The 21,977-nt window shown below is 33.4% G+C and carries 23 protein-coding genes; all 23 read left to right on the top strand.

Going from position 1 to position 21,977, the window contains the following annotated elements:
- Positions 1–145: 145 nt before the first annotated feature.
- Entirely contained in the window at positions 146–937 is a 792-nt protein-coding gene (locus ACYQ1E_RS15370) for a PD-(D/E)XK nuclease family protein (RefSeq protein ID WP_459881332.1), read from the top strand.
- Between the two features lie 202 nt (positions 938–1,139).
- Complete coding sequence (locus ACYQ1E_RS15365; RefSeq protein WP_459881329.1) at positions 1,140–1,508, top strand: four helix bundle protein; 369 nt, start codon at positions 1,140–1,142, stop codon at positions 1,506–1,508.
- 1,147 nt (positions 1,509–2,655) lie between these two features.
- Complete coding sequence (locus tag ACYQ1E_RS15360; protein ID WP_459881326.1) at positions 2,656–3,546, top strand: PD-(D/E)XK nuclease family protein; 891 nt, start codon at positions 2,656–2,658, stop codon at positions 3,544–3,546.
- A 760-nt stretch (positions 3,547–4,306) separates the two neighbouring features.
- Positions 4,307–4,720, top strand: coding sequence for a hypothetical protein (locus ACYQ1E_RS15355; protein ID WP_459881323.1), 414 nt, complete (start codon positions 4,307–4,309; stop codon positions 4,718–4,720).
- Positions 4,721–4,979: 259 nt separating this feature from the next.
- The gene (locus tag ACYQ1E_RS15350; protein WP_459881318.1) at positions 4,980–5,318 is read left to right on the top strand and encodes a hypothetical protein; all 339 of its coding nucleotides are present in this window, start codon (positions 4,980–4,982) and stop codon (positions 5,316–5,318) included.
- Between the two features lie 598 nt (positions 5,319–5,916).
- Complete coding sequence (locus tag ACYQ1E_RS15345) at positions 5,917–6,330, top strand: hypothetical protein (protein WP_459881321.1); 414 nt, start codon at positions 5,917–5,919, stop codon at positions 6,328–6,330.
- A 259-nt stretch (positions 6,331–6,589) separates the two neighbouring features.
- Positions 6,590–6,928, top strand: a complete 339-nt coding sequence (locus ACYQ1E_RS15340) for a hypothetical protein (protein ID WP_459881318.1) — start codon at positions 6,590–6,592, stop codon at positions 6,926–6,928.
- Positions 6,929–7,288: 360 nt separating this feature from the next.
- Positions 7,289–7,756, top strand: coding sequence for a hypothetical protein (locus ACYQ1E_RS15335; RefSeq protein ID WP_459881315.1), 468 nt, complete (start codon positions 7,289–7,291; stop codon positions 7,754–7,756).
- A gap of 357 nt (positions 7,757–8,113) precedes the next feature.
- On the top strand, positions 8,114–8,560 hold the full coding sequence (locus tag ACYQ1E_RS15330) for a hypothetical protein (protein WP_459881312.1): 447 nt from the start codon (positions 8,114–8,116) through the stop codon (positions 8,558–8,560).
- A 337-nt stretch (positions 8,561–8,897) separates the two neighbouring features.
- A complete protein-coding gene (locus ACYQ1E_RS15325; RefSeq protein WP_459881309.1) occupies positions 8,898–9,473 on the top strand; it encodes a hypothetical protein in 576 nt (191 codons plus the stop codon).
- A gap of 600 nt (positions 9,474–10,073) precedes the next feature.
- Positions 10,074–10,859, top strand: coding sequence for a UDP-N-acetyl glucosamine 2-epimerase (locus ACYQ1E_RS15320; RefSeq protein ID WP_459881306.1), 786 nt, complete (start codon positions 10,074–10,076; stop codon positions 10,857–10,859).
- A 167-nt stretch (positions 10,860–11,026) separates the two neighbouring features.
- The gene (locus tag ACYQ1E_RS15315; RefSeq protein ID WP_459881303.1) at positions 11,027–12,343 is read left to right on the top strand and encodes a nucleotide sugar dehydrogenase; all 1,317 of its coding nucleotides are present in this window, start codon (positions 11,027–11,029) and stop codon (positions 12,341–12,343) included.
- Between the two features lie 94 nt (positions 12,344–12,437).
- A complete protein-coding gene (locus ACYQ1E_RS15310) occupies positions 12,438–13,619 on the top strand; it encodes a coiled-coil domain-containing protein (RefSeq protein WP_459881300.1) in 1,182 nt (393 codons plus the stop codon).
- Between the two features lie 336 nt (positions 13,620–13,955).
- Entirely contained in the window at positions 13,956–14,168 is a 213-nt protein-coding gene (locus tag ACYQ1E_RS15305) for a hypothetical protein (protein ID WP_459881297.1), read from the top strand.
- Positions 14,152–14,427 (top strand): PIN domain-containing protein, encoded by a 276-nt coding sequence (locus ACYQ1E_RS15300; RefSeq protein ID WP_459881294.1) that lies wholly within the window; start codon positions 14,152–14,154, stop codon positions 14,425–14,427. The genes ACYQ1E_RS15305 and ACYQ1E_RS15300 overlap by 17 nt, the downstream gene beginning before the upstream one ends.
- Positions 14,428–14,458: 31 nt before the next feature.
- On the top strand, positions 14,459–14,671 hold the full coding sequence (locus ACYQ1E_RS15295) for a hypothetical protein (protein ID WP_459881292.1): 213 nt from the start codon (positions 14,459–14,461) through the stop codon (positions 14,669–14,671).
- Positions 14,668–15,120: a type II toxin-antitoxin system VapC family toxin gene (locus tag ACYQ1E_RS15290; RefSeq protein ID WP_459881289.1), complete on the top strand. Its 453-nt coding sequence runs from the start codon at positions 14,668–14,670 to the stop codon at positions 15,118–15,120. The genes ACYQ1E_RS15295 and ACYQ1E_RS15290 overlap by 4 nt, the downstream gene beginning before the upstream one ends.
- A gap of 354 nt (positions 15,121–15,474) precedes the next feature.
- Positions 15,475–16,116, top strand: a complete 642-nt coding sequence (locus tag ACYQ1E_RS15285) for a hypothetical protein (protein WP_459881286.1) — start codon at positions 15,475–15,477, stop codon at positions 16,114–16,116.
- A 166-nt stretch (positions 16,117–16,282) separates the two neighbouring features.
- On the top strand, positions 16,283–16,837 hold the full coding sequence (locus ACYQ1E_RS15280) for a hypothetical protein (RefSeq protein ID WP_459881283.1): 555 nt from the start codon (positions 16,283–16,285) through the stop codon (positions 16,835–16,837).
- A gap of 82 nt (positions 16,838–16,919) precedes the next feature.
- Positions 16,920–17,066: a four helix bundle protein gene (locus ACYQ1E_RS15275; RefSeq protein ID WP_459881280.1), complete on the top strand. Its 147-nt coding sequence runs from the start codon at positions 16,920–16,922 to the stop codon at positions 17,064–17,066.
- A 147-nt stretch (positions 17,067–17,213) separates the two neighbouring features.
- The gene (locus tag ACYQ1E_RS15270; RefSeq protein ID WP_459881277.1) at positions 17,214–17,747 is read left to right on the top strand and encodes a hypothetical protein; all 534 of its coding nucleotides are present in this window, start codon (positions 17,214–17,216) and stop codon (positions 17,745–17,747) included.
- A gap of 1,142 nt (positions 17,748–18,889) precedes the next feature.
- Positions 18,890–19,969 carry a non-hydrolyzing UDP-N-acetylglucosamine 2-epimerase gene (gene wecB / locus ACYQ1E_RS15265; RefSeq protein WP_459881274.1) on the top strand — a complete coding sequence of 360 codons (1,080 nt, stop codon included), beginning with the start codon at positions 18,890–18,892 and terminating at the stop codon, positions 19,967–19,969.
- 168 nt (positions 19,970–20,137) lie between these two features.
- Positions 20,138–21,454 (top strand): nucleotide sugar dehydrogenase, encoded by a 1,317-nt coding sequence (locus ACYQ1E_RS15260; RefSeq protein ID WP_459881271.1) that lies wholly within the window; start codon positions 20,138–20,140, stop codon positions 21,452–21,454.
- Positions 21,455–21,977 lie beyond the last annotated feature (523 nt).

Genomic DNA, 21,977 nt, shown 5'->3' with positions numbered 1-21,977 from the left:
AGTGTAAGTAGATTCCAGATTACAGATCACACACACAGCTCACAGACACTAATAAGAGTGATCAGTGTGTGTGGAAAACAGAAAACAGATAACACACACAGATAACAGATAACAGAGATTGATCTAAATTATGGAGTGTAAATTTATGACCTTTTATGAAGTTGAGAATTTATCAGAAGAAGTAAAGAAGATAATTTATAAAGAAATTCCAAATATTTTAGAAAAACATCCTGAGGTGAAATTGATATTGTGGAAGAAACTTGTGGATAGTTTTGCGGACAAAAAGGAATCAGAGTCAAAATTTGATACTTTGCTTAGAGAATTGAAAGAGCTAAAAGAGGAATCAGATCGGAGATGGGAAGAATTTCAACGGAAGTGGAAAGAACTAAAAGAGGAATCAGATCGGAGATGGGAAGAATTTCAACGGAAGTGGAAAGAACTAAAAGAGGAATCAGAGAGCAGGTGGAGGGAACTAAAACAGGAATCAGATCAGAGGTGGGAGACTTTGTTAAAGGAACTTCGAAATGTAAATAAAAGGATAGACAGGACCATTGGTGCTCTTGGTGCAAGATGGGGATTGAATACAGAAAGGGCATTTAGAGAGGCAATTAAATCTATTTTAGAGGAATTAACTGATTTAAAAGTTGAGAATTATCTAGGGTATGATGAAAAGGGAGAAGTATTTGGACATCCAGATCAAATAGAATTGGATGTTGTTTTAAAGAATGGAGAGGTGTGGGTTATAGAGATAAAGTCTTCTATGAGCAAAGCTGATATGTATATATTTGATAGAAAAGTGAAGTTTTATGAGAAAAAAGAAGGAAAAAAAGTAAATCGTAAGATGGTGATATCTCCTATGATAGAAGAAAAAGCGTATGAGGTGGCAAGGAGATTGGGAATAGAAGCGTATAAGGAACCAGAGGATTTAATGGAGTAAATAAAAGAAGAGGATGTAAGGGTATGTAACAAAAAATGTGGAAATACTTTAATAAGAGTGATCTGTGTGAGTGATCAGTGTGAGTGGAAAACAGATAACACACACAGATCACAGACACAGACAAGAGTGATCAGTGTGAGTGGATAACAGAAAACAGATCACACACACAGATAACAGATAATTGAGCCCTGGCACATCTAAAATGAAAAGCATAGAAGAGTTAGAAGTTTTTAAAAAAGTTCATATTTTGACTTTAAAGTTATATAAAATTACAGCTAGTTTCCCTCAAGAAGAGAAGTTTGGGTTGATATCTCAGATAAGAAGAGCAAGTAGCTCAGTTGGTGCTAATTTAATAGAGGGAAGTCATAGAATTAATAAAAAGGAATTTAGGCAGTTTGTAGGAATTGCAAGGGGCTCTATTGGAGAACTAAAATATCATTTATTATTGGCAAAAGATTTGGGATACATAAAAGAGGATTTATATCGACAAATAAAAGAGGAAATAAATATAATTAGTAAGATGCTATATGGACTTATTCAGTCCCTTACTCATACAGATAACAGACACTAATAAGAGTGACCTGTGTGAGTGATCTGTGTGTGTAGAAAACAGAAAACAGATAACAGACACAGATCACAGATAACAGTAATCAGTGTAAGTAGATTCCAGATTACAGATAACACACACAGATCACAGACACAGACAAGAGTGATCTGTGTGAGTGATCAGTGTGTGTAGAAAACAGATAACAGACACAGATCACAGATAACAGTAATCAGTGTAAGTAGATTCCAGATTACAGATAACACACACAGATCACAGACACAGACAAGAGTGATCTGTGTGAGTGATCAGTGTGTGTAGAAAACAGATAACAGACACAGATCACAGATAACAGTAATCAGTGTAAGTAGATTCCAGATTACAGATAACACACACAGATCACAGACACAGACAAGAGTGATCTGTGTGAGTGATCAGTGTGTGTAGAAAACAGATAACAGACACAGATCACAGATAACAGTAATCAGTGTAAGTAGATTCCAGATTACAGATAACACACACAGATCACAGACACAGACAAGAGTGATCTGTGTGAGTGATCAGTGTGTGTAGAAAACAGATAACAGACACAGATCACAGATAACAGATAACAGATAACAGATAACAGTAATCAGTGTAAGTAGATTCCAGATTATAGATAACACACACAGATCACAGACACAGACAAGAGTGATCTGTGTGAGTGATCAGTGTGTGTAGAAAACAGAAAACAGACACAGATAACAGATAACAGTAATCAGTGTAAGTAGATTCCAGATTACAGATAACACACACAGATCACAGACACTGACAAGAGTGATCAGTGTGAGTGGAAAACAGATAACACACACAGCTCACAGACACTAATAAGAGTGACCAGTGTGAGTAACCAGTGTGTGTAGAAAACAGAAAACAGACACAAATCACAGATAACAGATAACAGATAACAGTAATCAGTGTAAGTAGATTCCAGATTACAGATAACACACACAGATCACAGACACAGACAAGAGTGATCTGTGTGAGTGACCAGTGTGTGTAGAAAACAGAAAACAGATAACACACACAGATCACAGACACTAATAAGAGTGACCAGTGTGAGTGGATAACAGAAAACAGATCACACACAGCTCACAGATAACAGAGATTGATCTAAATTATGGAGTGTAAATTTATGACCTTTTATGAAGTTGAGAATTTATCAGAAGAAGTAAAGAAGATAATTTATAAAGAAATTCCAAATATTTTAGAAAAACATCCTGAGGTGAAATTGATATTGTGGAAGAAACTTGTGGATAGTTTTGCGGACAAAAAGGAATCAGAGTCAAAATTTGATACTTTGCTTAGAGAATTGAAAGAGCTAAAACAGGAATCAGAAATCAAATGGAAAGAGCTAAAAGAGGAATCAGATCGTAGATGGGAAGAATCTCAACGGAAGTGGAAAGAACTAAAAGAGGAATCAGATCGGAAATGGAAGGAATTAAAAGAGGAGTCAGATCGTAGATGGGAAGAATTTCAACGGAAGTGGAAAGAACTAAAAGAGGAATCAGATCGGAAATGGAAGGAATTAAAAGAGGAGTCAGAGAGCAGGTGGAGGGAACTAAAACAGGAATCAGATCAGAGGTGGGAGACTTTGTTAAAGGAACTTCGAAATGTAAATAAAAGGATAGACAGAACCATTGGTGCTCTTGGTGCAAGATGGGGATTGAATACAGAAAGGGCATTTAGACAGGCAATTAAATCTATTTTAGAGGAATTAACTGATTTAAAAGTTGAGAATTATCTAGGGTATGATGAAAAGGGAGAAGTATTTGGACATCCAGATCAAATAGAATTGGATGTTGTTTTAAAGAATGGAGAGGTGTGGGTTATAGAGATAAAGTCTTCTATGAGCAAAGCTGATATGTATATATTTGATAGAAAAGTGAAGTTTTATGAGAAAAAAGAAGGAAAAAAAGTAAATCGTAAGATGGTGATATCTCCTATGATAGAAGAAAAAGCGTATGAGGTGGCAAGGAGATTGGGAATAGAAGCGTATAAGGAACCAGAGGATTTAATGGAGTAAATAAAAGAAGAGGATGTAAGGGTATGTAACAAAAAATGTGGAAATACTTTAATAAGAGTGATCTGTGTGAGTAACCAGTGTGTGTAGAAAACAGATAACAGATAACAGACACAGATCACAGACACAGACAAGAGTGATTTGTGTGAGTGATCAGTGTGTGTAGAAAACAGATAACAGATAACAGACACAGATCACAGACACTAATAAGAGTGACCTGTGTGAGTGATCTGTGTGTGTAGAAAACAGATAACAGATAACAGACACAGATCACAGACACTAATAAGAGTGACCTGTGTGAGTGATCTGTGTGTGTAGAAAACAGATAACAGATAACAGATAACAGATAACAGACACAGATCACAGACACTAATAAGAGTGATCTGTGTGAGTAACCAGTGTGTGTAGAAAACAGATAACAGATAACACACACAGATCACAGACACAGACAAGAGTGATCAGTGTGAGTGGAAAACAGAAAACAGATAACAGACACAGATCACAGATAACAGTAATCAGTGTAAGTAGATTCCAGATTACAGATCACACACACAGATCACAGACACTGACAAGAGTGACCAGTTGAATTAGGATATATTTCTTCAAATAATAGAATATGTTCTCAAATTGAAATTTTAAGACGAAAAACCCATTGACTTAATTACACATTTACTCATATACTCATTAACGCATTAACCCATATACCCATTAACTCATTAACCCATTTACGCATACACACATTTATAACATAAGGGGTTTGTAAATGTCAGTGCATTTACCATATGAGCTAACAAAATCAATAGAAGGAGTAATATTAGATCCTGAGGTAGCTAAGAAGGTAATAAAGTCTATAGAAGAAGGTCTTCTGAGTATTGAAAATAAAGCAAAAGAACAAAAAGTAATAATAAAAAATGAGCTAAAAGATGAATTAACAAAAGAATTGGTGACTAAAGATGAACTTAAGACCACTGAAGAAAGATTAATGGGCGAAATAAAAGAGGTTAGAGGAGAAATAAAGGTTACAGAAGAAAAATTGAGAGGAGAGATAAAAGCCACGGAAGAGCGTTTAATGCGAGAAATTCATAAATGGAGAGCAGATACAATTAAATGGATGTTTATCTTCTGGATAGGTCAAATAGCTGCCTTGACCGCCATTCTAAAATTGATGTTGAAATAAAAAATCCCTCTTTTGGGGGATTGATTTTCATTGATTTTTAATTTAGACCACTTAATAAAAAAGCATATCTAAAAAAGAATAAGCTCTTATTTTTGTATAACTCGCTTTTTTTTAATTCCCAGGGATGGAGAAGTTAAATTTTATTGAAAATTCCAGGATAAAATAATGTTCTATTTATTAATAGAAAAATCAAAGCTAAATAAAAAAGACAATAATATTTTTATTATTCATTTTATTTGGGAGTTCCTCTGTATTTGGCATGACGCCGTCAGAGGAAAAGAAACTTTTTCAGGACATCTCAGAGATAAAGGCAACTTTAAAGATATTTATGGAACAGACAGATAAGAGATTTAGAGAGCTTAGAGAGGATGTAAATAAGCGGTTTGAACTGATAGATAAGCGATTTGAACAGATGGATAAAAGATTTGAAGATATGAACAGAAGATTTGATCAAATGATGAATTTTTTATGGATATTAACAGCTATATTTACTACATTGACAGCCACAGTAATAGGAGTTGCTTATTGGGACAGAAGGACCATAATAAAAAAATCAAGAGATGAAGCAATAGAGGCAATTGAAAGACAAGGAGTGTGAGTGCGAGAAACAGATCACACACACAGATCACAGACACTAATAAGAGTGACCTGTGTGGGTGATCAGTGTGTGTAGAAAACAGATAACAGATAACAGACACAGATCACAGACACTAATAAGAGTGATCTGTGTGAGTGATCAGTGTGTGTAGAAAACAGAAAACAGATAACAGACACAGATCACAGACACTAATAAGAGTGATCTGTGTGAGTAACCAGTGTGTGTAGAAAACAGATAACAGATAACACACACAGATCACAGACACAGACAAGAGTGATCAGTGTGAGTGGAAAACAGAAAACAGATAACAGACACAGATCACAGATAACAGTAATCAGTGTAAGTAGATTCCAGATTACAGATCACACACACAGATCACAGACACTGACAAGAGTGACCAGTTGAATTAGGATATATTTCTTTAAATGATAGAATATTGTCTCAAATTGAGATTTCAAGATGAAAAACCCATTGACTCATTTACACATTAACACATATACTCAATAACCCATTAACTCATGAACGCATTAACCCATTAACACATATACCCATTAACCAAATAACGCATACACACATTTATAACATAAGGGGTTTGTAAATGTCAGTGCATTTACCCTATGAATTAACAAAATCAATAGAAGGAGTAATATTAGATCCTGAGGTAGCTAAGAAGGTAATAAAGTCTATAGAAGAAGGTCTTCTGAGTATTGAAAATAAAGCAAAAGAACAAAAAGTAATAATAAAAAATGAGCTAAAAGATGAATTAACAAAAGAATTGGTGACTAAAGATGAACTTAAGGCCACTGAAGAAAGATTAATGGGCGAAATAAAAGAGGTTAGAGGAGAAATAAAGGTTACAGAAGAAAAATTGAGAGGAGAGATAAAAGCCACGGAAGAGCGTTTAATGCGAGAAATTCATAAATGGAGAGCAGATACAATTAAATGGATGTTTATCTTCTGGATAGGTCAAATAGCTGCCTTGACCGCCATTCTAAAATTGATGTTGAAATAAAAAATCCCTCTTTTGGGGGATTGATTTTCATTGATTTTTAATTTAGACCACTTAATAAAAAAGCATATCTAAAAAAGAATAAGCTCTTATTTTTGTATAACTCGCTTTTTTTTAATTCCCAGGGATGGAGAAGTTAAATTTTATTGAAAATTCCAGGATAAAATAATGTTCTATTTATTAATAGAAAAATCAAAGCTAAATAAAAAAGACAATAATATTTTTATTATTCATTTTATTTGGGAGTTCCTCTGTATTTGGCATGACGCCGTCAGAGGAAAAGAAACTTTTTCAGGACATCTCAGAGATAAAGGCAACTTTAAAGATATTTATGGAACAGACAGATAAGAGATTTAGAGAGCTTAGAGAAGATGTAAATAAGCGGTTTGAACTGATAGATAAGCGATTTGAACAGATGGATAAAAGATTTGAAGATATGAACAGAAGATTTGATCAAATGATGAATTTTTTATGGATATTAACAGCTATATTTACTACATTGACAGCCACAGTAATAGGAGTTGCTTATTGGGACAGAAGGACCATAATAAAAAAATCAAGAGATGAAGCAATAGAGGCAATTGAAAGACAAGGAGTGTGAGTGCGAGAAACAGATCACACACACAGATCACAGACACAGATCACAGACACTAGGAAATTTAAGCGTTAATGCGTGTATGGGAGCAGCACGACATTCTAAAAAGGAGTTTATTCAATTTTTACTCTATGGTCTTTGGCGGAACCGGAAACTCAGATGATAATATCATCTGAATTAGGATATATTTCTTTAAATGATAGAATATTTTCTCAAAGTTAAATTTTAAGACGAAGACCCATTGACTCATTTACACATTAACACATATACTCAATAACCCATCAACTCATGAACGCATTAACCCATATACGCATATACACATATACACATTAACGCATACACATTTATAACATAAGGGGTTTGTAAATGTCAGTGCATTTACCCTATGAGCTAACAAAATCAATAGAAGGAGTAATAGTAGATCCTGAGGTAGCTAAAAAGGTAATAAAGTCCATAGAAGAAGGTCTTCTAAGCATTGAAAATAAAGCAAAAGAACAAAAAGTAATAATAAAAAATGAGCTAAAAGATGAATTAACAAAAGAATTGGTGACTAAAGGGGAACTTAGAGCTACAGAAGAAAGACTTAGAGGAGAGATAAAATCAACAGAGGAAAAACTTAGGGGTGAGATAAAAGAGGTCAGAGGAGAAATAAAAGAGGTTAGAGGGGAAATAAAGGCCACAGAGGAAAAACTGAGGGGAGAGATAAAATCAACAGAGGAACGTTTAAGGAGAGAGATCCATAAATGGAGAGCGGATACTATTAAATGGATGTTTATCTTCTGGATAGGTCAAATAGCTGCCTTGACGGCCATTATAAAGTTGATGTTGAAATAAAAATTCCCTCATTTGGTGATGGATACATGGGTAAAAGTGTGGATGGATGAGTAAATGAGTACATGGATGACGCATAAGGATTTGGATATAAGTATAGGTTCTTTGGCGGAATTGGACCCTCAGACGGTAATATCATCTAAATTAGGATATATTTCTTCAAATAATAGAATATTTTCTCAAATTGAGATTTTAAGACGAAAAACCCATTGACTTAATTACACATTTACTCATATACTCATTAACCCATTAACTCAAAAACTCATTAACGCATTAACCCATATACCCATTAACTCATATACGCATTTACACATTAACCCAATAACGCATACACACATTTATAACATAAGGAGTTTGTAAATGTCAGTGCATTTACCATATGAGCTAACAAAATCAATAGAAGGAGTAATATTAGACCCTGAGGTAGCTAAAAAGGTAATAAAGTCCATAGAAGAAGGTCTTCTAAGTATTGAAAATAAAGCAAAAGAACAAAAAGTAATAATAAAAAATGAGCTAAAAGATGAATTAACAAAAGAATTGGTGACTAAAGATGAACTTAAGGCCACTGAAGAAAGATTAATGGGCGAAATAAAAGAGGTCAGAGGAGAAATAAAGGTTACAGAAGAAAAATTGAGAGGAGAGATAAAATCCATAGAGGGAAAACTGAGGGGAGAGATAAAATCTACGGAAGAGCGTTTAATGCGAGAAATCCATAAATGGAGAGCTGATACAATTAAATGGATGTTTATCTTTTGGATAGGTCAAATAGCTGCCTTGACGGCCATTCTAAAATTGATGTTGAAATAAAAAATCCCTCTTTTGGGGGATTGATTTTCATTGATTTTTAATTTAGACCACTTATAGTTATCCCTATAACTTTATATAATGTCTATCATATTGTTTTTCTTAAAAAAATCTTTCATCTATAATTTTTTTATAAAACTTCCCTCTTTCTCGCTCTTAATCTACTTTTATCTGTTTATGAATTCTAGGGCATAATGTCTCAATTATATCGAATTCTGCAGGATACTATAATAAAAAAGCATATCTAAAAAAGAATAAGCTCTTATTTTTGTATAACTCGCTTTTTTTAATTCCCAGGGATGGAGAAGTTAAATTTTATTGAAAATTCCAGGATAAAATAATGTTCTATTTATTAATAGAAAAATCAAAGCTAAAAAAGACAATTATATTTTTATTATTCATTTTATTTGGGAGTTCTTCTGTATTTGGCATGACGCCGTCAGAGGAAAAGAAACTTTTTCAGGACATCTCAGAGATAAAGGCAACTTTAAAGATATTTATGGAACAGACAGATAAGAGATTTAGAGAGCTTAGAGAGGATGTAAATAAGCGGTTTGAACTGATAGATAAGCGATTTGAACAGATGGATAAAAGATTTGAAGATATAAACAGAAGATTTGAGGATATAAATAAAAGATTTGAAGATATGAATAAAAGATTTGAAGACGTGAACAAGAGATTTGATGAGATAATAAATTTTTTGTGGATATTAACTGCTATATTCACCACCCTCACAGCTACAGTAATAGGATTTGTTTATTGGGACAGGAGGACCATAATAAAAAAATCAAGGGATGAAGCAATAGAGGCACTTGAAAGACAAGGGAAATTGAGAGATCTCATAAATGCCTTAAGAGAACTCGCAGAGCAAGAACCAGAACTCAAAACAGTATTAAAACAATTTAATCTGTTATGACATGTGGAGGGGTAGATGGGTTAATGGGTTAAAGCGTGTATGGGAGCAGCACGACATTCTAAAAAGGAGTTTATTCAATTTTTAGTCTATGGTCTTTGGCGGAATTGGAAACTCAGATAATAATATCATCTGAATTAGGATATATTTCTTCAAATGAGAAAATATTGTCTCAAATTGAGATTTCAAGACGAAAAACCCATTGACTTAATTACACATTTACTCATATACTCATATGCTCATTTAGAGTAAACAGGGTCAGTAGATGACAGATAACAGACACTAACAAGAGTGACCAGTGTGAGTGATCAGTGTGTGTGGAAAACAGATAACAGATAACACACACAGATCACAGACACTTGGAAATTTAAGGGTGGATGGGGGACGCATAAGGATTTGGATATAGGCTTAGGTTCTTTGGCGGAATTGGACACTCAGACGGTAATACCATCCAAATTAGGATATATTTCTTCAAATAATAGAATATTTTCTCAAATTGAGATTTCAAGACGAAAAACCCATTGACTTAATTACACATTTACTCATATACTCATATGCCCATTAACCCATTTCTTTGGACGGTGATGGGGGGAGGTTAATTCTATGGCCTGTTCAATAGTGGCTAAAAAATTAGGAATTAAAGTACCTCATGTAGAGGCTGGGCAAAGAAGCAGAGATATGAGTATGCCTGAAGAGATAAAGAGGATTGTAACAGACTCTATTTTTGATCTTTTCTTTGTAACAGAAAAATCAGCCATAGAAAATCTTTTAAAGGAAGGAAAGCCTGAGAAAAATATCTTTTTTGTAGGTCATGTGATGATAGATAATTTGTTTTATCAGTTAAATAAACTTGAAGAAAGACAGATTAAACCATATTTTATACAATTAAAGCAAAGATTAAATAAATATACCTTTCTCACACTTCACAGGCCATCAAATGTAGATAAAAAGGATAAATTGGCAAAGATCTTAGATGTATTGAGCAGGCTTCAGGTGCCTATAATATTTCCAATTCACCCAAGGACAAAGAAAAGATTAGAAGAATTTGATTTAAAACTTCCAGAAAACATTATCTCATTTCAGCCCCTAAGTTTTTCTGACTCCCTTTTTTTATGGAAAGATGCATTATGCGTTTTAACAGACAGTGGTGGTCTTCAGGAAGAAACAACAGCATTAGGTATTCCCCGCTTAACATTAAGGGAAAATACAGAAAGGCCAATAACAGTAGAAATAGGTTCTAATACAATTATTGGAGAATATCTTGAAAAATTACCGAGATTAGTAAAAGATATAGAAGAAGGCAGGTATAAAAAAGGCAAAATTCCAGATAAATGGGATGGAAAGGCTTCAAAGAGAATAATAGAGGTTTTAGCAAAATTTTTAAATTAACAGGGAATGTAGTATTTAACTGCTGCATCTGGAAGCCTTAAAGATTGCCTAAAAATGTTAAAAATACATTAAACGAAAAAACACAATATCCCTGACTTTAAATTTGTATGTTATGAATTTATGGTCTAATATTATTTCCAGTGTCACTTAAATGTGGAGAAAATAATATGTATCCAGTGGAGGATTTTTTATCTAAAAAGCATAAAATAATAGTAGTTGGTTTAGGTTATGTTGGTCTTCCTCTTGCGGTATTATTGAATAAAAAGTTTGATGTAATAGGCTTTGATATCAGTGCTCAAAGAATAGAGGAATTAAAAAAAGGATTTGATAGGACCAGAGAAATAACCTCTAAAGAACTTAAAAATTGCTCAATAGATTTTACAGACAACCCAGAGAAAATTTCTGAATGTAAGTTAATTATCGTCACTGTCCCGACACCTATTAATGAACACAAGATGCCAGAGCTCCATCCCATAAAATCCGCTTCTGGTACAATTGGCAAATATTTATCCAGAGGCTCAATTGTGGTGTATGAATCAACGGTATATCCAGGAGTTACTGAAGATATATGCGTGCCAATACTTGAAAAAGAGAGTGGGCTTAAGTGGAAGGAAGATTTTTATGTAGGTTATTCCCCTGAAAGGGTGAATCCTGGAGACAAAAAACATACTGTAGATAAAATAACAAAGGTTGTAGCAGGCGATACACACGAGGTCAGGGATTTTCTCGCAGGAATTTACGGCAGTGTTATTAGTGCAGGAATATTTAAAGCCACAGATATAAAAACAGCAGAAGCAGCAAAGGTTATAGAAAATACTCAAAGGGATCTAAACCTTGCCCTTATAAATGAGTTATCCATAATTTTTAATAAAATGGGACTTGATACAAAATCTGTGTTAGAAGCAGCAGCAACAAAATGGAATTTTTTAAAGTTTGAACCAGGACTTGTTGGGGGACATTGTATCGGAGTAGATCCCTATTATCTTACATTTAAAGCTCAAGCATTAGGCTATCATCCACAGGTTATTCTAGCAGGTAGAAGAATAAATGACTACATGGGCAAGTTTGTTGCAGAAAATACAGTAAAAAAATTGATCGCAGCTGGAAAAGCAGTAAAAGATTGTAAGGTTTTGATTCTGGGATTTACTTTTAAAGAAAATATAAGTGATATTAGAAATACAAGGGTAATAGATATTTATAATGAGTTAAGAGAATATGGCATAGATGTTTTTGTATATGATCCATATGTTTACAGAGATGAAGTAAAAGCAGAATATGGAATTAATTTAATAGAAGATATACAGGAATTCAGTCCATACGATGCAATAGTAGTTGCTGTAAAGCATGATGTTTTTTGTAAAGAATTAGATTTTAAAAGATTAAAGGAATTATCAAATACAGGTAAACCAATTTTAATTGATGTTAAGGGAGTTTATAATAGAGAAAAGGCAAAAGGGGAAGGGTTTTTGTATTGGAGGTTGTAGATTGTTTTTATGAAGTTGTTTTTAGAAAAAGCGAAAAAAACAGAAAAGAGATAGTTAATTATATTAAGGATATCAAAAAAAGGAAATAAGAGATATGTCTGTTATAACTGTTAATCTTTTTAAGAAATTAGAAACAGTAGAGCCTAGTTTAAGAGATGTTTTGTTGGCAATACTAGAAGAGATAGAAAAGCAGCAAAAAGAAAGAGTAACAAAGGATGAATTCAGGGAATTAAGAGATATTGTTGCAGAGCTTGCACAAGCCCAGAAGAGAACAGAGCAACGGTTAAATGAATTGGCTGAGGCTCAGAAGAAGACAGAGCAGCGTCTTGATTCACTTACTCAAAAAGTAAATGAATTGGCTGAGGCTCAAAAGAGAACAGAGCAGCGGGTTAACGAGCTTGCTGAGGCTCAGAAGAAGACAGAGCAGCGTCTTGATTCACTTACTCAAAAAGTAAATGAATTGGCTGAGGCTCAAAAGAGAACAGAGCAGCGGGTTAACGAGCTTGCTGAGGCTCAGAAGAAGACGGAAGAGCGTCTTGATTCACTTGCTCAAAAAGTAAATGAATTGGCTGAGGCTCAAAAGAGAACAGAGCAGCGGGTTAACGAGCTTGCTGAGGCTCAAAAGAGAACAGAGCAGCGGGTTAACGAGCTTGCTGAGGCTCAGAAGAAGACGGAAGAGCGTCTTGATTCACTTGCTCAAAAAGTAAATGAATTGGCCGAGGCTCAAAAGAGAACAGAGCAGCGGGTTAACGAGCTTGCTGAGGCTCAAAAGAGAACAGAGCAGCGGTTAAATGAGTTAGCTGAGGCCCAGAAGAAGACAGAAGAGGAATTGAAAAAACTTGTATCTGAACACAGAAAGACTAGAGAACAACTTGGAGGGCTTTCTCATACCGTGGGCTATGTGCTTGAAGACAGGGCATATCTTGCACTTCCCCAAATTTTGAATAAAGATTTGGGACTAGAAGTAAGAGAAATAAAAAGAGATTTTATAGAATTATCTCCGAATAATTATGAAGAACTAAACATTATAGGAAAAGGGAAAAAGAATGGATCAGTGGTATGGATCCTTGGAGAATGTAAGACTCAGCTAAAGAAGAAAGATGTAGATAGTTTTCTTAAAAAACTATCCAGAGTGGAGCATCTTTTTCCTGGAGAAAAGGTGTTAATAATGGTAACATATCAAACATCGCCCCAGGTAAAAAGGTATATCCAAGAAAAAGGAATAAGACTTTATTTTTCATATCAGCTGCAAAATGCAATTTTGGATTTACTTTAAATGGGTGGATGGGTAGATGTGTGGATACGTGAATTGGTGAGCGGGTGCCGCATAAGGCCTTGGATATTTGGCATTTATTCAATTTTTATATATCAGTCTGGGGTATTTGGCGGAACTGGAAGCTCAAATGGTAATATCATGTGAATTAGAATATATTTCTTCAAATAATAGAATATTGTCTCAAATTGAGATTTCAAGACGAAAAACCCATTGACTCATTTACACATTAACACATATACTCAATAACCCATTAACTCATGAACGCATTAACCCATTAACACATATACCCATTAACCCAATAACGCAAGAAAGTGATGAAGAAATAGGGAGAAAATTATGAGAGAACTAACAATTAAAATACCCGTTAATTTGTTAGAGATGGACTTTGTAAAAAAATTTGTTGAAAGAGTAAAATTAGAATTAGCAGTAAATGAGTTAGATCTTGATGAAGATGAATTATTGTGTTTTGCAGAAGAGATTAAAAAATTGTGGTGGGAGAGGAATGGGAATAAGTTTTTGGAAGGAATTAGAGATGAAAATAGTTGTTGATACTAATATAATTTTCTCCGCTCTCTTAAAAAAAAGTAAGATTAGAGATATTTTGCTTGAAGGTGAAAATTTTTCTTTTTACAGTTGTAATTTTGTTTTTGTGGAACTTTTTAAACATAAAGAGAAATTATTGAAACTAACTAATAATAAAGAAGAAATTTTAACTTCTTTAGAGGTTATCTTGAAAAGAATTACCTTAATCAAGGAGGAAACTATATCTCTCTTTTCAAGAAAAAGAGCCTATAAACTGGTAAAATAGGATGTAAAACTTCTCAAATAGGAGTTTTTTTATGAAAATAAAAGATTATATAATTGAACAGATTAACAATATGGAAAGAGAAGATTTGTTGTTACTATATCAAATTTTAAATATCACAAAAAAAACAAAAAAAGGACAAAATTTATCAAAGCGAAGAGGGTATTTAAAGGTTAGAGAGAGCTTAAAAAATTTAAAAGAACCATTAAGTAACACGATAATTAAAGATAGAGCTGAGAGAATATGAATTACTTTTTTGATACTTCAGCATTAGTTAAACATTTCTATGATGAGAAAGGAAGCGAGATTGTAAGTGGTATAATTTTAAAAAAGACTAATAATATTTGGATATCAGAGTTGGCTCTTATTGAAATATTTAGTGCGTTATACAAAAAATATAGAATGAAAGAGATAGATGAAAGTAATTTGGAAATAGCAATTGAAGGGATAAAGCTGGAAATGGAATATTTTTATGTAGAACCTCTGAACTCTCTAATTATAAAAGAAGGAATAGATTTGTTAGAAAAATATGGAAGATACTATAGTTTAAGGACGTTGGATTCTTTGCAAATTTCAACATTTATATTATTAGCAGAAGAAAAAGATTGGTTTTTTGTAGCATCAGATGAAGTTCTTTGTAAAATTGTTGAGGAGATAGGTTATCCTGTTTTAAATCCTGAAAAAATAACACTATAAAAGCTTAATAATAGTAGTTTACAAAATAAAAGAAAACATTTTTTGCCTGGCACTTCTCAAGGTTCACTATTTACAGTGATCAGTGTGTGTGATCAGTGTGTGTGGAAAACAGAAAACAGATCACACACACAGATCACAGACACTGACAAGAGTGATCAGTTGAATTAGAATATATTTCTTCAAATAATAGAATATTTTCTCAAATTGAGATTTTAAGACGAAAAACCCATTGACTTAATTACACATTTACTCATATACTCATTAACCCATTAACTCAAAAACTCATTAACGCATTAACCCATATACGCATATACACATTAACGCATACACATTTATAACATAAGGAGTTTGTAAATGTCAGTGCATTTACCATATGAGCTAACAAAATCAATAGAAGGAGTAATAGTAGATCCTGAGGTAGCTAAGAAGGTAATAAAGTCCATAGAAAAAGGTCTTTTGAGTATTGAAAATAAAGCAAAAGAACAAAAAGTAATAATAAAAAATGAGCTAAAAGATGAATTAACAAAAGAATTGGTGACAAAAGATGAACTTAAGGCCACTGAAGAAAGATTAATGGGCGAAATAAAAGAGGTCAGAGGAGAAATAAAAGAGGTTAGAGGAGAGATAAAAGCTATAGAGGGAAAACTGAGGGGAGAGATAAAATCAACTGAGGAAAAATTGAGAGGAGAGATAAAATCCATAGAGGGAAAACTGAGGGGAGAGATAAAATCAACTGAAGAGAAATTAAGAGGGGAGATAAAGTCAACTGAAGAAAAATTGAGGGGAGAGATAAAAGATGTAAAAGGAGAGATAAAATCCATAGAGGGAAAACTGAGGGGAGAGATAAAAGATGTAAGAGGAGAGATAAAAGCCACGGAAGAGCGTTTAATGCGAGAAATCCATAAATGGAGAGCAGATACAATTAAATGGATGTTTATCTTCTGGATAGGTCAAATAGCTGCCTTGACCGCCATTCTAAAATTGATGTTGAAATAAAAAATCCCTCTTTTGGGGGATTGATTTTCATTGATTTTTAATTTAGACCACTTAATAAAAAAGCATATCTAAAAAAGAATAAGCTCTTATTTTTGTATAACTCGCTTTTTTTTTAATTCCCAGGGATGGAGAAGTTAAATTTTATTGAAAATTCCAGGATAAAATAATGTTCTATTTATTAATAGAAAAATCAAAGCTAAAAAAGACAATTATATTTTTATTATTCATTTTATTTGGGAGTTCCTCTGTATTTGGCATGACGCCGTCAGAGGAAAAGAAACTTTTTCAGGACATCTCAGAGATAAAGGCAACTTTAAAGATATTTATGGAACAGACAGATAAGAGATTTAGAGAGCTTAGAGAGGATGTAAATAAGCGGTTTGAACTGATAGATAAGCGATTTGAACAGATGGATAAAAGATTTGAAGATATAAACAGAAGATTTGAGGATATAAATAAAAGATTTGAAGACGTGAACAAGAGATTTGATGAGATAATAAATTTTTTGTGGATATTAACTGCTATATTCACCACCCTCACAGCTACAGTAATAGGATTTGCTTATTGGGACAGGAGGACCATAATAAAAAAATCAAGGGATGAAGCAATAGAGGCACTTGAAAGACAAGGGAAATTGAGAGATCTCATAAATGCCTTAAGAGAACTCGCAGAACAAAAACCAGAACTCAGAACAGTATTAAAACAATTTAATCTGTTATGACATGTGGAGGGGTAGATGGGTAAATGGGTGGATGCGTTAATGCGTGGATGGGTGAGTGGGTGACTCATAAGGGTTTGGATATTTGGAGTTTATTCAATTTTTTTATATTAGGCTGGGGTCTTTGACGGAATTGGAAACTCAAATGATAATATCATCCAAATCAGGATATATTTCTTCAAATAATAGAATATTTTCTCAAATTGAGATTTTAAGACGAAAAACCCATTGACTTAATTACACATTTACTCATATACTCATTAACCCATTAACTCAAAAACTCATTAACCCATCAACTCATGAACGCATTAACCCATATACGCATATACACATATACACATTAACGCATACACACATTTATAACATAAGGAGTTTGTAAATGTCAGTGCATTTACCCTATGAGCTAACAAAATCAATAGAAGGAGTAATATTAGATCCTGAGGTAGCTAAAAAGGTAATAAGGTCCATAGAAGAAGGTCTTTTGAGTATTGAAAATAAAGCAAAGGAACAAAAAGTAATAATAAAAAATGAGCTAAAAGATGAATTAACAAAAGAATTGGTGACTAAAGATGAACTTAAGGCCACTGAAGAAAGATTAATGGGCGAAATAAAAGAGGTCAGAGGAGAAATAAAAGAGGTTAGAGGAGAAATAAAGGTTACAGAGGAAAAATTGACGGGAGAGATAAAATCCATAGAGGGAAAACTGAGGGGAGAGATAAAATCAACTGAGGAAAAATTGAGAGGAGAGATAAAATCCATAGAGGGAAAACTGAGGGGAGAGATAAAATCTACGGAAGAGCGTTTAATGCGAGAAATCCATAAGTGGAGAGCTGATACAATTAAATGGATGTTTATCTTCTGGATAGGTCAAATAGCTGCCTTGACGGCCATTCTAAAATTGATGTTGAAATAAAAAATCCCTCTTTTGGGGGATTGATTTTTTATTGATTTTAAATTTAAGCCGTTGAGGAAAAAACAACACTAACAGCTCCAATAATAGGATTTGCATATGGGGATAGAAAAACCATAATAAATTAAGGAATTACCTTTAATGGTAATGGAGAAATGGGTAGATGGATGATGCATAAGGGTTTGGATATTTGGAATTTATTCAATTTTTATATCATCGGTCTGGGGTCACTAGGTGAACTGGAAACTCAAATGGTAATATCATCTAAATTAGGATATATTTCTTCAAATAATAGAATATTTTCTCAAATTGAGATTTTAAGATGAAAAACCCATTGACTTAATTACACATTTACTCATATACTCATATGCCCATTTAGAGTAAACAGGGTCAGTAGATAACAGATAACAGACACTAAGAAGAGTGACCAGTGTGAGTAACCAGTGTGTGTGGAAAACAAAAAACAGATAACAGACACAGATCACAGATAACAGTAATCAGTGTAAGTAGATTCCAGATTACAGATAACACACACAGATCACAGACACTAATAAGAGTGACCAGTGTGAGTAACCAGTGTGTGTGGAAAACAAAAAACAGATAACAGACACAGATCACAGATAACAGTAATCAGTGTAAGTAGATTCCAGATTACAGATAACACACACAGATAACAGACACTAATAAGAGTGACCAGTGTGAGTAACCAGTGTGTGTGGAAAACAAAAAACAGATAACAGATAACAGACACAGATCACAGATAACAGTAATCAGTGTAAGTAGATTCCAGATTACAGATAACACACACAGATCACAGACACTAATAAGAGTGACCAGTGTGAGTGATCAGTGTGTGTGGAAAACAAAAAACAGATAACAGATAACAGACACAGATCACAGACACTGGGAAATTTATTCAATTTTTATATATCGGTCTGGGGTTATTGACGGAATTGGAAACTCAAATGGTAATATCATCTAAATCAGGATATATTTCTTCAAATAATAGAATATTTTCTCAAATTGAGATTTTAAGACGAAAAACCCATTGACTTAATTACACATTTACCCATATACTCATATGCCCATTAACTCAAAAACTCAAAAACTCATTAACTCATTAACTCATAAACCCATTAACTCAAATGATACATCTAATAGCAGGAGCAAGGCCGAATTTTATGAAAATAGCCCCTATTGTTAGGGAACTAAAAAGACAAAAGATCCCTTATGGGATAATCCATACAGGCCAGCATTATGATTATGAGATGTCAGAGTCTTTTTTTAAGGATTTAGAAATCCCACAACCTGATTATTATTTAGGAGCAGGCTCTGGCACACATGCAGAGCAAACAGCAAAGATAATGGTAGAATATGAAAAAATATGTGTTCAAGATATGCCTGATCTTTGCATGGTGGTTGGGGATGTTAATTCCACATTGGCCTGTTCAATAGTGGCTAAAAAATTAGGAATTAAAGTAGCTCATGTAGAGGCTGGGCTAAGAAGCAGAGATATGAGTATGCCTGAAGAGATAAACAGGATTGTAACAGACTCTATTTCTGATCTTTTCTTTGTAACAGAAAAATCAGCCATAGAAAATCTTTTAAAGGAAGGAAAGCCTGAGAAAAATATCTTTTTTGTAGGTCATGTGATGATAGATAATTTGTTTTATCAGTTAAATAAACTTGAAGAAAGACAGATTAAACCATATTTTATACAATTAAAGCAAAGATTAAATAAATATACCTTTCTCACACTTCACAGGCCATCAAATGTAGATAAAAAGGATAAATTGGCAAAGATCTTAGATGTATTGAGCAGGCTTCATGTGCCTATAATATTTCCAATTCACCCAAGGACAAAGAAAAGATTAGAAGAATTTGATTTAAAACTTCCAGAAAACATTATCTCATTTCAGCCCCTAAGTTTTTCTGACTCCCTTTTTTTATGGAAAGATGCATTATGCGTTTTAACAGACAGTGGTGGTCTTCAGGAAGAAACAACAGCATTAGGTATTCCCTGCTTAACATTAAGGGAAAATACAGAAAGGCCAATAACAGTAGAAATAGGTTCTAATACAATTATTGGAGAATATCTTGAAAAATTACCGAGATTAGTAAAAGATATAGAAGAAGGCAGGTATAAAAAAGGCAAAATTCCAGATAAATGGGATGGAAAGGCTTCAAAGAGAATAATAGAGGTTTTAGCAAAATTTTTAAATTAACAGCGAATGTAGTAATTAAAGTGTTGCATCTGGAAGCCTTAAAGATTGCGTAAAAATGTTAAAAATACATTAAATGAAAAAACACAATATCCCAGATTTTAAATTTGTATGTTATGAATTTAGGGTCTAATATTATTTGCAGTGTCACTTAAATGTGGAGAAAATAATATGTATCCAGTGGAGGATTTTTTATCTAAAAAGCATAAAATAATAGTAGTTGGTTTAGGTTATGTTGGTCTTCCTCTTGCGGTATTATTAAATAAAAAGTTTGATGTAGTGGGCTTTGATATCAGTGCTCAAAGAATAGAGGAATTAAAAAAAGGATTTGATAGGACCAGAGAAATAACTTCTGAAGAGCTTAAAAATTGCTCAATAGATTTTACAGACAACCCAGAGAAGATTTCTGAATGTAAGTTAATTATCGTCACTGTCCCGACACCTATTAATGAACACAAGATGCCAGAGCTCCATCCCATAAAATCCGCTTCAGGTACAATTGGCAAATATTTATCCAGAGGGTCAATTGTGGTGTATGAATCCACGGTATATCCAGGAGTTACTGAAGATATATGCGTGCCAATACTTGAAAAAGAGAGTGGGCTTAAGTGGAAGGAAGATTTTTATGTAGGTTATTCCCCTGAAAGGGTGAATCCTGGAGACAAAAAACATACTGTAGATAAAATAACAAAGGTTGTAGCAGGCGATACACACGAGGTCAGGGATTTTCTCGCAGAAATTTACGGCAGTGTTATTAGTGCAGGAATATTTAAAGCCACAGATATAAAAACAGCAGAAGCAGCAAAGGTTATAGAAAATACTCAAAGGGATCTAAACCTTGCCCTTATAAATGAGTTATCCATAATTTTTAATAAAATGGGACTTGATACAAAATCTGTGTTAGAAGCAGCAGCAACAAAATGGAATTTTTTAAAGTTTGAACCAGGACTTGTTGGGGGACATTGTATCGGAGTAGATCCCTATTATCTCACTTTTAAAGCTCAAGCACTAGGCTATCATCCACAGGTTATTCTAGCAGGTAGAAGAATAAATGACTATATGGGCAAATTTGTTGCAGAAAATACAGTAAAAAAATTGATCGCAGCTGGAAAAGCAGTAAAAAATTGTAAGGTTTTGATTCTGGGTTTTACTTTTAAAGAAAATATAAGTGATATTAGAAATACAAGGGTAATAGATATTTATAATGAGTTAAGAGAATATGGAATAGATGTTTTTGTTTATGATCCATATGTTTATAGAGATGAAGTAAAAGCAGAATATGGAATTAATTTAATAGAAGATATACAGGAATTCAGTCCATACGATGCAATAGTAGTTGCTGTAAAGCATGATGTTTTTTATAAAGAATTAGATTTTAAAAGATTAAAAGAATTATCAAATACAGGTAAACCAATTTTAATTGACGTTAAAGGAGTTTATGATAGAGAAAAGGCAGGAAAGGAAGGGTTTTTGTATTGGAGGTTGTAGATTGCTTTTATGTGCGACACCATCAATAGTACTAATAAATTTATATGACTTAATGAGCTTGAAGACTTGCATGTTTTAATGGTTAATGTGTGGATGGGTACATGGGTGGATGGATTAAGCGTTGAACCCAATAAACTCACAAACCCATAAACTTTGGAACATAGAACGTAGAACTTCTCATAATGGTTAAAGAAAGTCTAAAAAATATAAAAGAACCATTAAGTAATACGATAATTAAAGATAGAGTTGAGAGAATAGAGGAAACATTTTTCGCTCACTTTTTACAGTGGTCAGTGCGAGAAACAGATCACACACACAGATCACAGACACTGGGAAATTTATTCAATTTTTAGTCTATGGTCCTTGAGGGAACTGGAAACTCAAATGGTAATATCATCCAAATTAGGATATATTTCTTCAAATAATAGAATATTTTCGCAAATTGAAATTTTAAGACGAAAAACCCATTGACTTAATTAGACATTTACCCATATACTCATTAATCCATTAACCCATTAACTCA

The sequence above is a fragment of the Desulfothermus naphthae genome, assembly GCF_054657475.1.
This window is presented reverse-complemented; position numbering and strand designations above follow the sequence as displayed.

Excerpts from the sequence above, each read along its gene's own strand:
- ACYQ1E_RS15330 (WP_459881312.1), top strand. The coding sequence starts at position 8,114 with ATGTCAGTGCATTTACCATATGAGCTAACAAAATCAATAGAAGGAGTA.
- ACYQ1E_RS15345 (WP_459881321.1), top strand. The coding sequence starts at position 5,917 with ATGTCAGTGCATTTACCCTATGAATTAACAAAATCAATAGAAGGAGTA.
- ACYQ1E_RS15260 (WP_459881271.1), top strand. The coding sequence starts at position 20,138 with ATGTATCCAGTGGAGGATTTTTTATCTAAAAAGCATAAAATAATAGTA.
- ACYQ1E_RS15310 (WP_459881300.1), top strand. The coding sequence starts at position 12,438 with ATGTCTGTTATAACTGTTAATCTTTTTAAGAAATTAGAAACAGTAGAG.
- ACYQ1E_RS15325 (WP_459881309.1), top strand. The coding sequence starts at position 8,898 with ATGTTCTATTTATTAATAGAAAAATCAAAGCTAAAAAAGACAATTATA.
- ACYQ1E_RS15340 (WP_459881318.1), top strand. The coding sequence starts at position 6,590 with ATGACGCCGTCAGAGGAAAAGAAACTTTTTCAGGACATCTCAGAGATA.
- ACYQ1E_RS15370 (WP_459881332.1), top strand. The coding sequence starts at position 146 with ATGACCTTTTATGAAGTTGAGAATTTATCAGAAGAAGTAAAGAAGATA.
- ACYQ1E_RS15320 (WP_459881306.1), top strand. The coding sequence starts at position 10,074 with ATGGCCTGTTCAATAGTGGCTAAAAAATTAGGAATTAAAGTACCTCAT.
- ACYQ1E_RS15350 (WP_459881318.1), top strand. The coding sequence starts at position 4,980 with ATGACGCCGTCAGAGGAAAAGAAACTTTTTCAGGACATCTCAGAGATA.
- ACYQ1E_RS15280 (WP_459881283.1), top strand. The coding sequence starts at position 16,283 with ATGTTCTATTTATTAATAGAAAAATCAAAGCTAAAAAAGACAATTATA.
- ACYQ1E_RS15305 (WP_459881297.1), top strand. The coding sequence starts at position 13,956 with ATGAGAGAACTAACAATTAAAATACCCGTTAATTTGTTAGAGATGGAC.
- ACYQ1E_RS15295 (WP_459881292.1), top strand. The coding sequence starts at position 14,459 with ATGAAAATAAAAGATTATATAATTGAACAGATTAACAATATGGAAAGA.
- ACYQ1E_RS15335 (WP_459881315.1), top strand. The coding sequence starts at position 7,289 with ATGTCAGTGCATTTACCCTATGAGCTAACAAAATCAATAGAAGGAGTA.
- ACYQ1E_RS15285 (WP_459881286.1), top strand. The coding sequence starts at position 15,475 with ATGTCAGTGCATTTACCATATGAGCTAACAAAATCAATAGAAGGAGTA.
- ACYQ1E_RS15290 (WP_459881289.1), top strand. The coding sequence starts at position 14,668 with ATGAATTACTTTTTTGATACTTCAGCATTAGTTAAACATTTCTATGAT.
- ACYQ1E_RS15355 (WP_459881323.1), top strand. The coding sequence starts at position 4,307 with ATGTCAGTGCATTTACCATATGAGCTAACAAAATCAATAGAAGGAGTA.
- ACYQ1E_RS15300 (WP_459881294.1), top strand. The coding sequence starts at position 14,152 with ATGAAAATAGTTGTTGATACTAATATAATTTTCTCCGCTCTCTTAAAA.
- wecB (WP_459881274.1), top strand. The coding sequence starts at position 18,890 with ATGATACATCTAATAGCAGGAGCAAGGCCGAATTTTATGAAAATAGCC.
- ACYQ1E_RS15315 (WP_459881303.1), top strand. The coding sequence starts at position 11,027 with ATGTATCCAGTGGAGGATTTTTTATCTAAAAAGCATAAAATAATAGTA.
- ACYQ1E_RS15365 (WP_459881329.1), top strand. The coding sequence starts at position 1,140 with ATGAAAAGCATAGAAGAGTTAGAAGTTTTTAAAAAAGTTCATATTTTG.
- ACYQ1E_RS15270 (WP_459881277.1), top strand. The coding sequence starts at position 17,214 with ATGTCAGTGCATTTACCCTATGAGCTAACAAAATCAATAGAAGGAGTA.
- ACYQ1E_RS15360 (WP_459881326.1), top strand. The coding sequence starts at position 2,656 with ATGACCTTTTATGAAGTTGAGAATTTATCAGAAGAAGTAAAGAAGATA.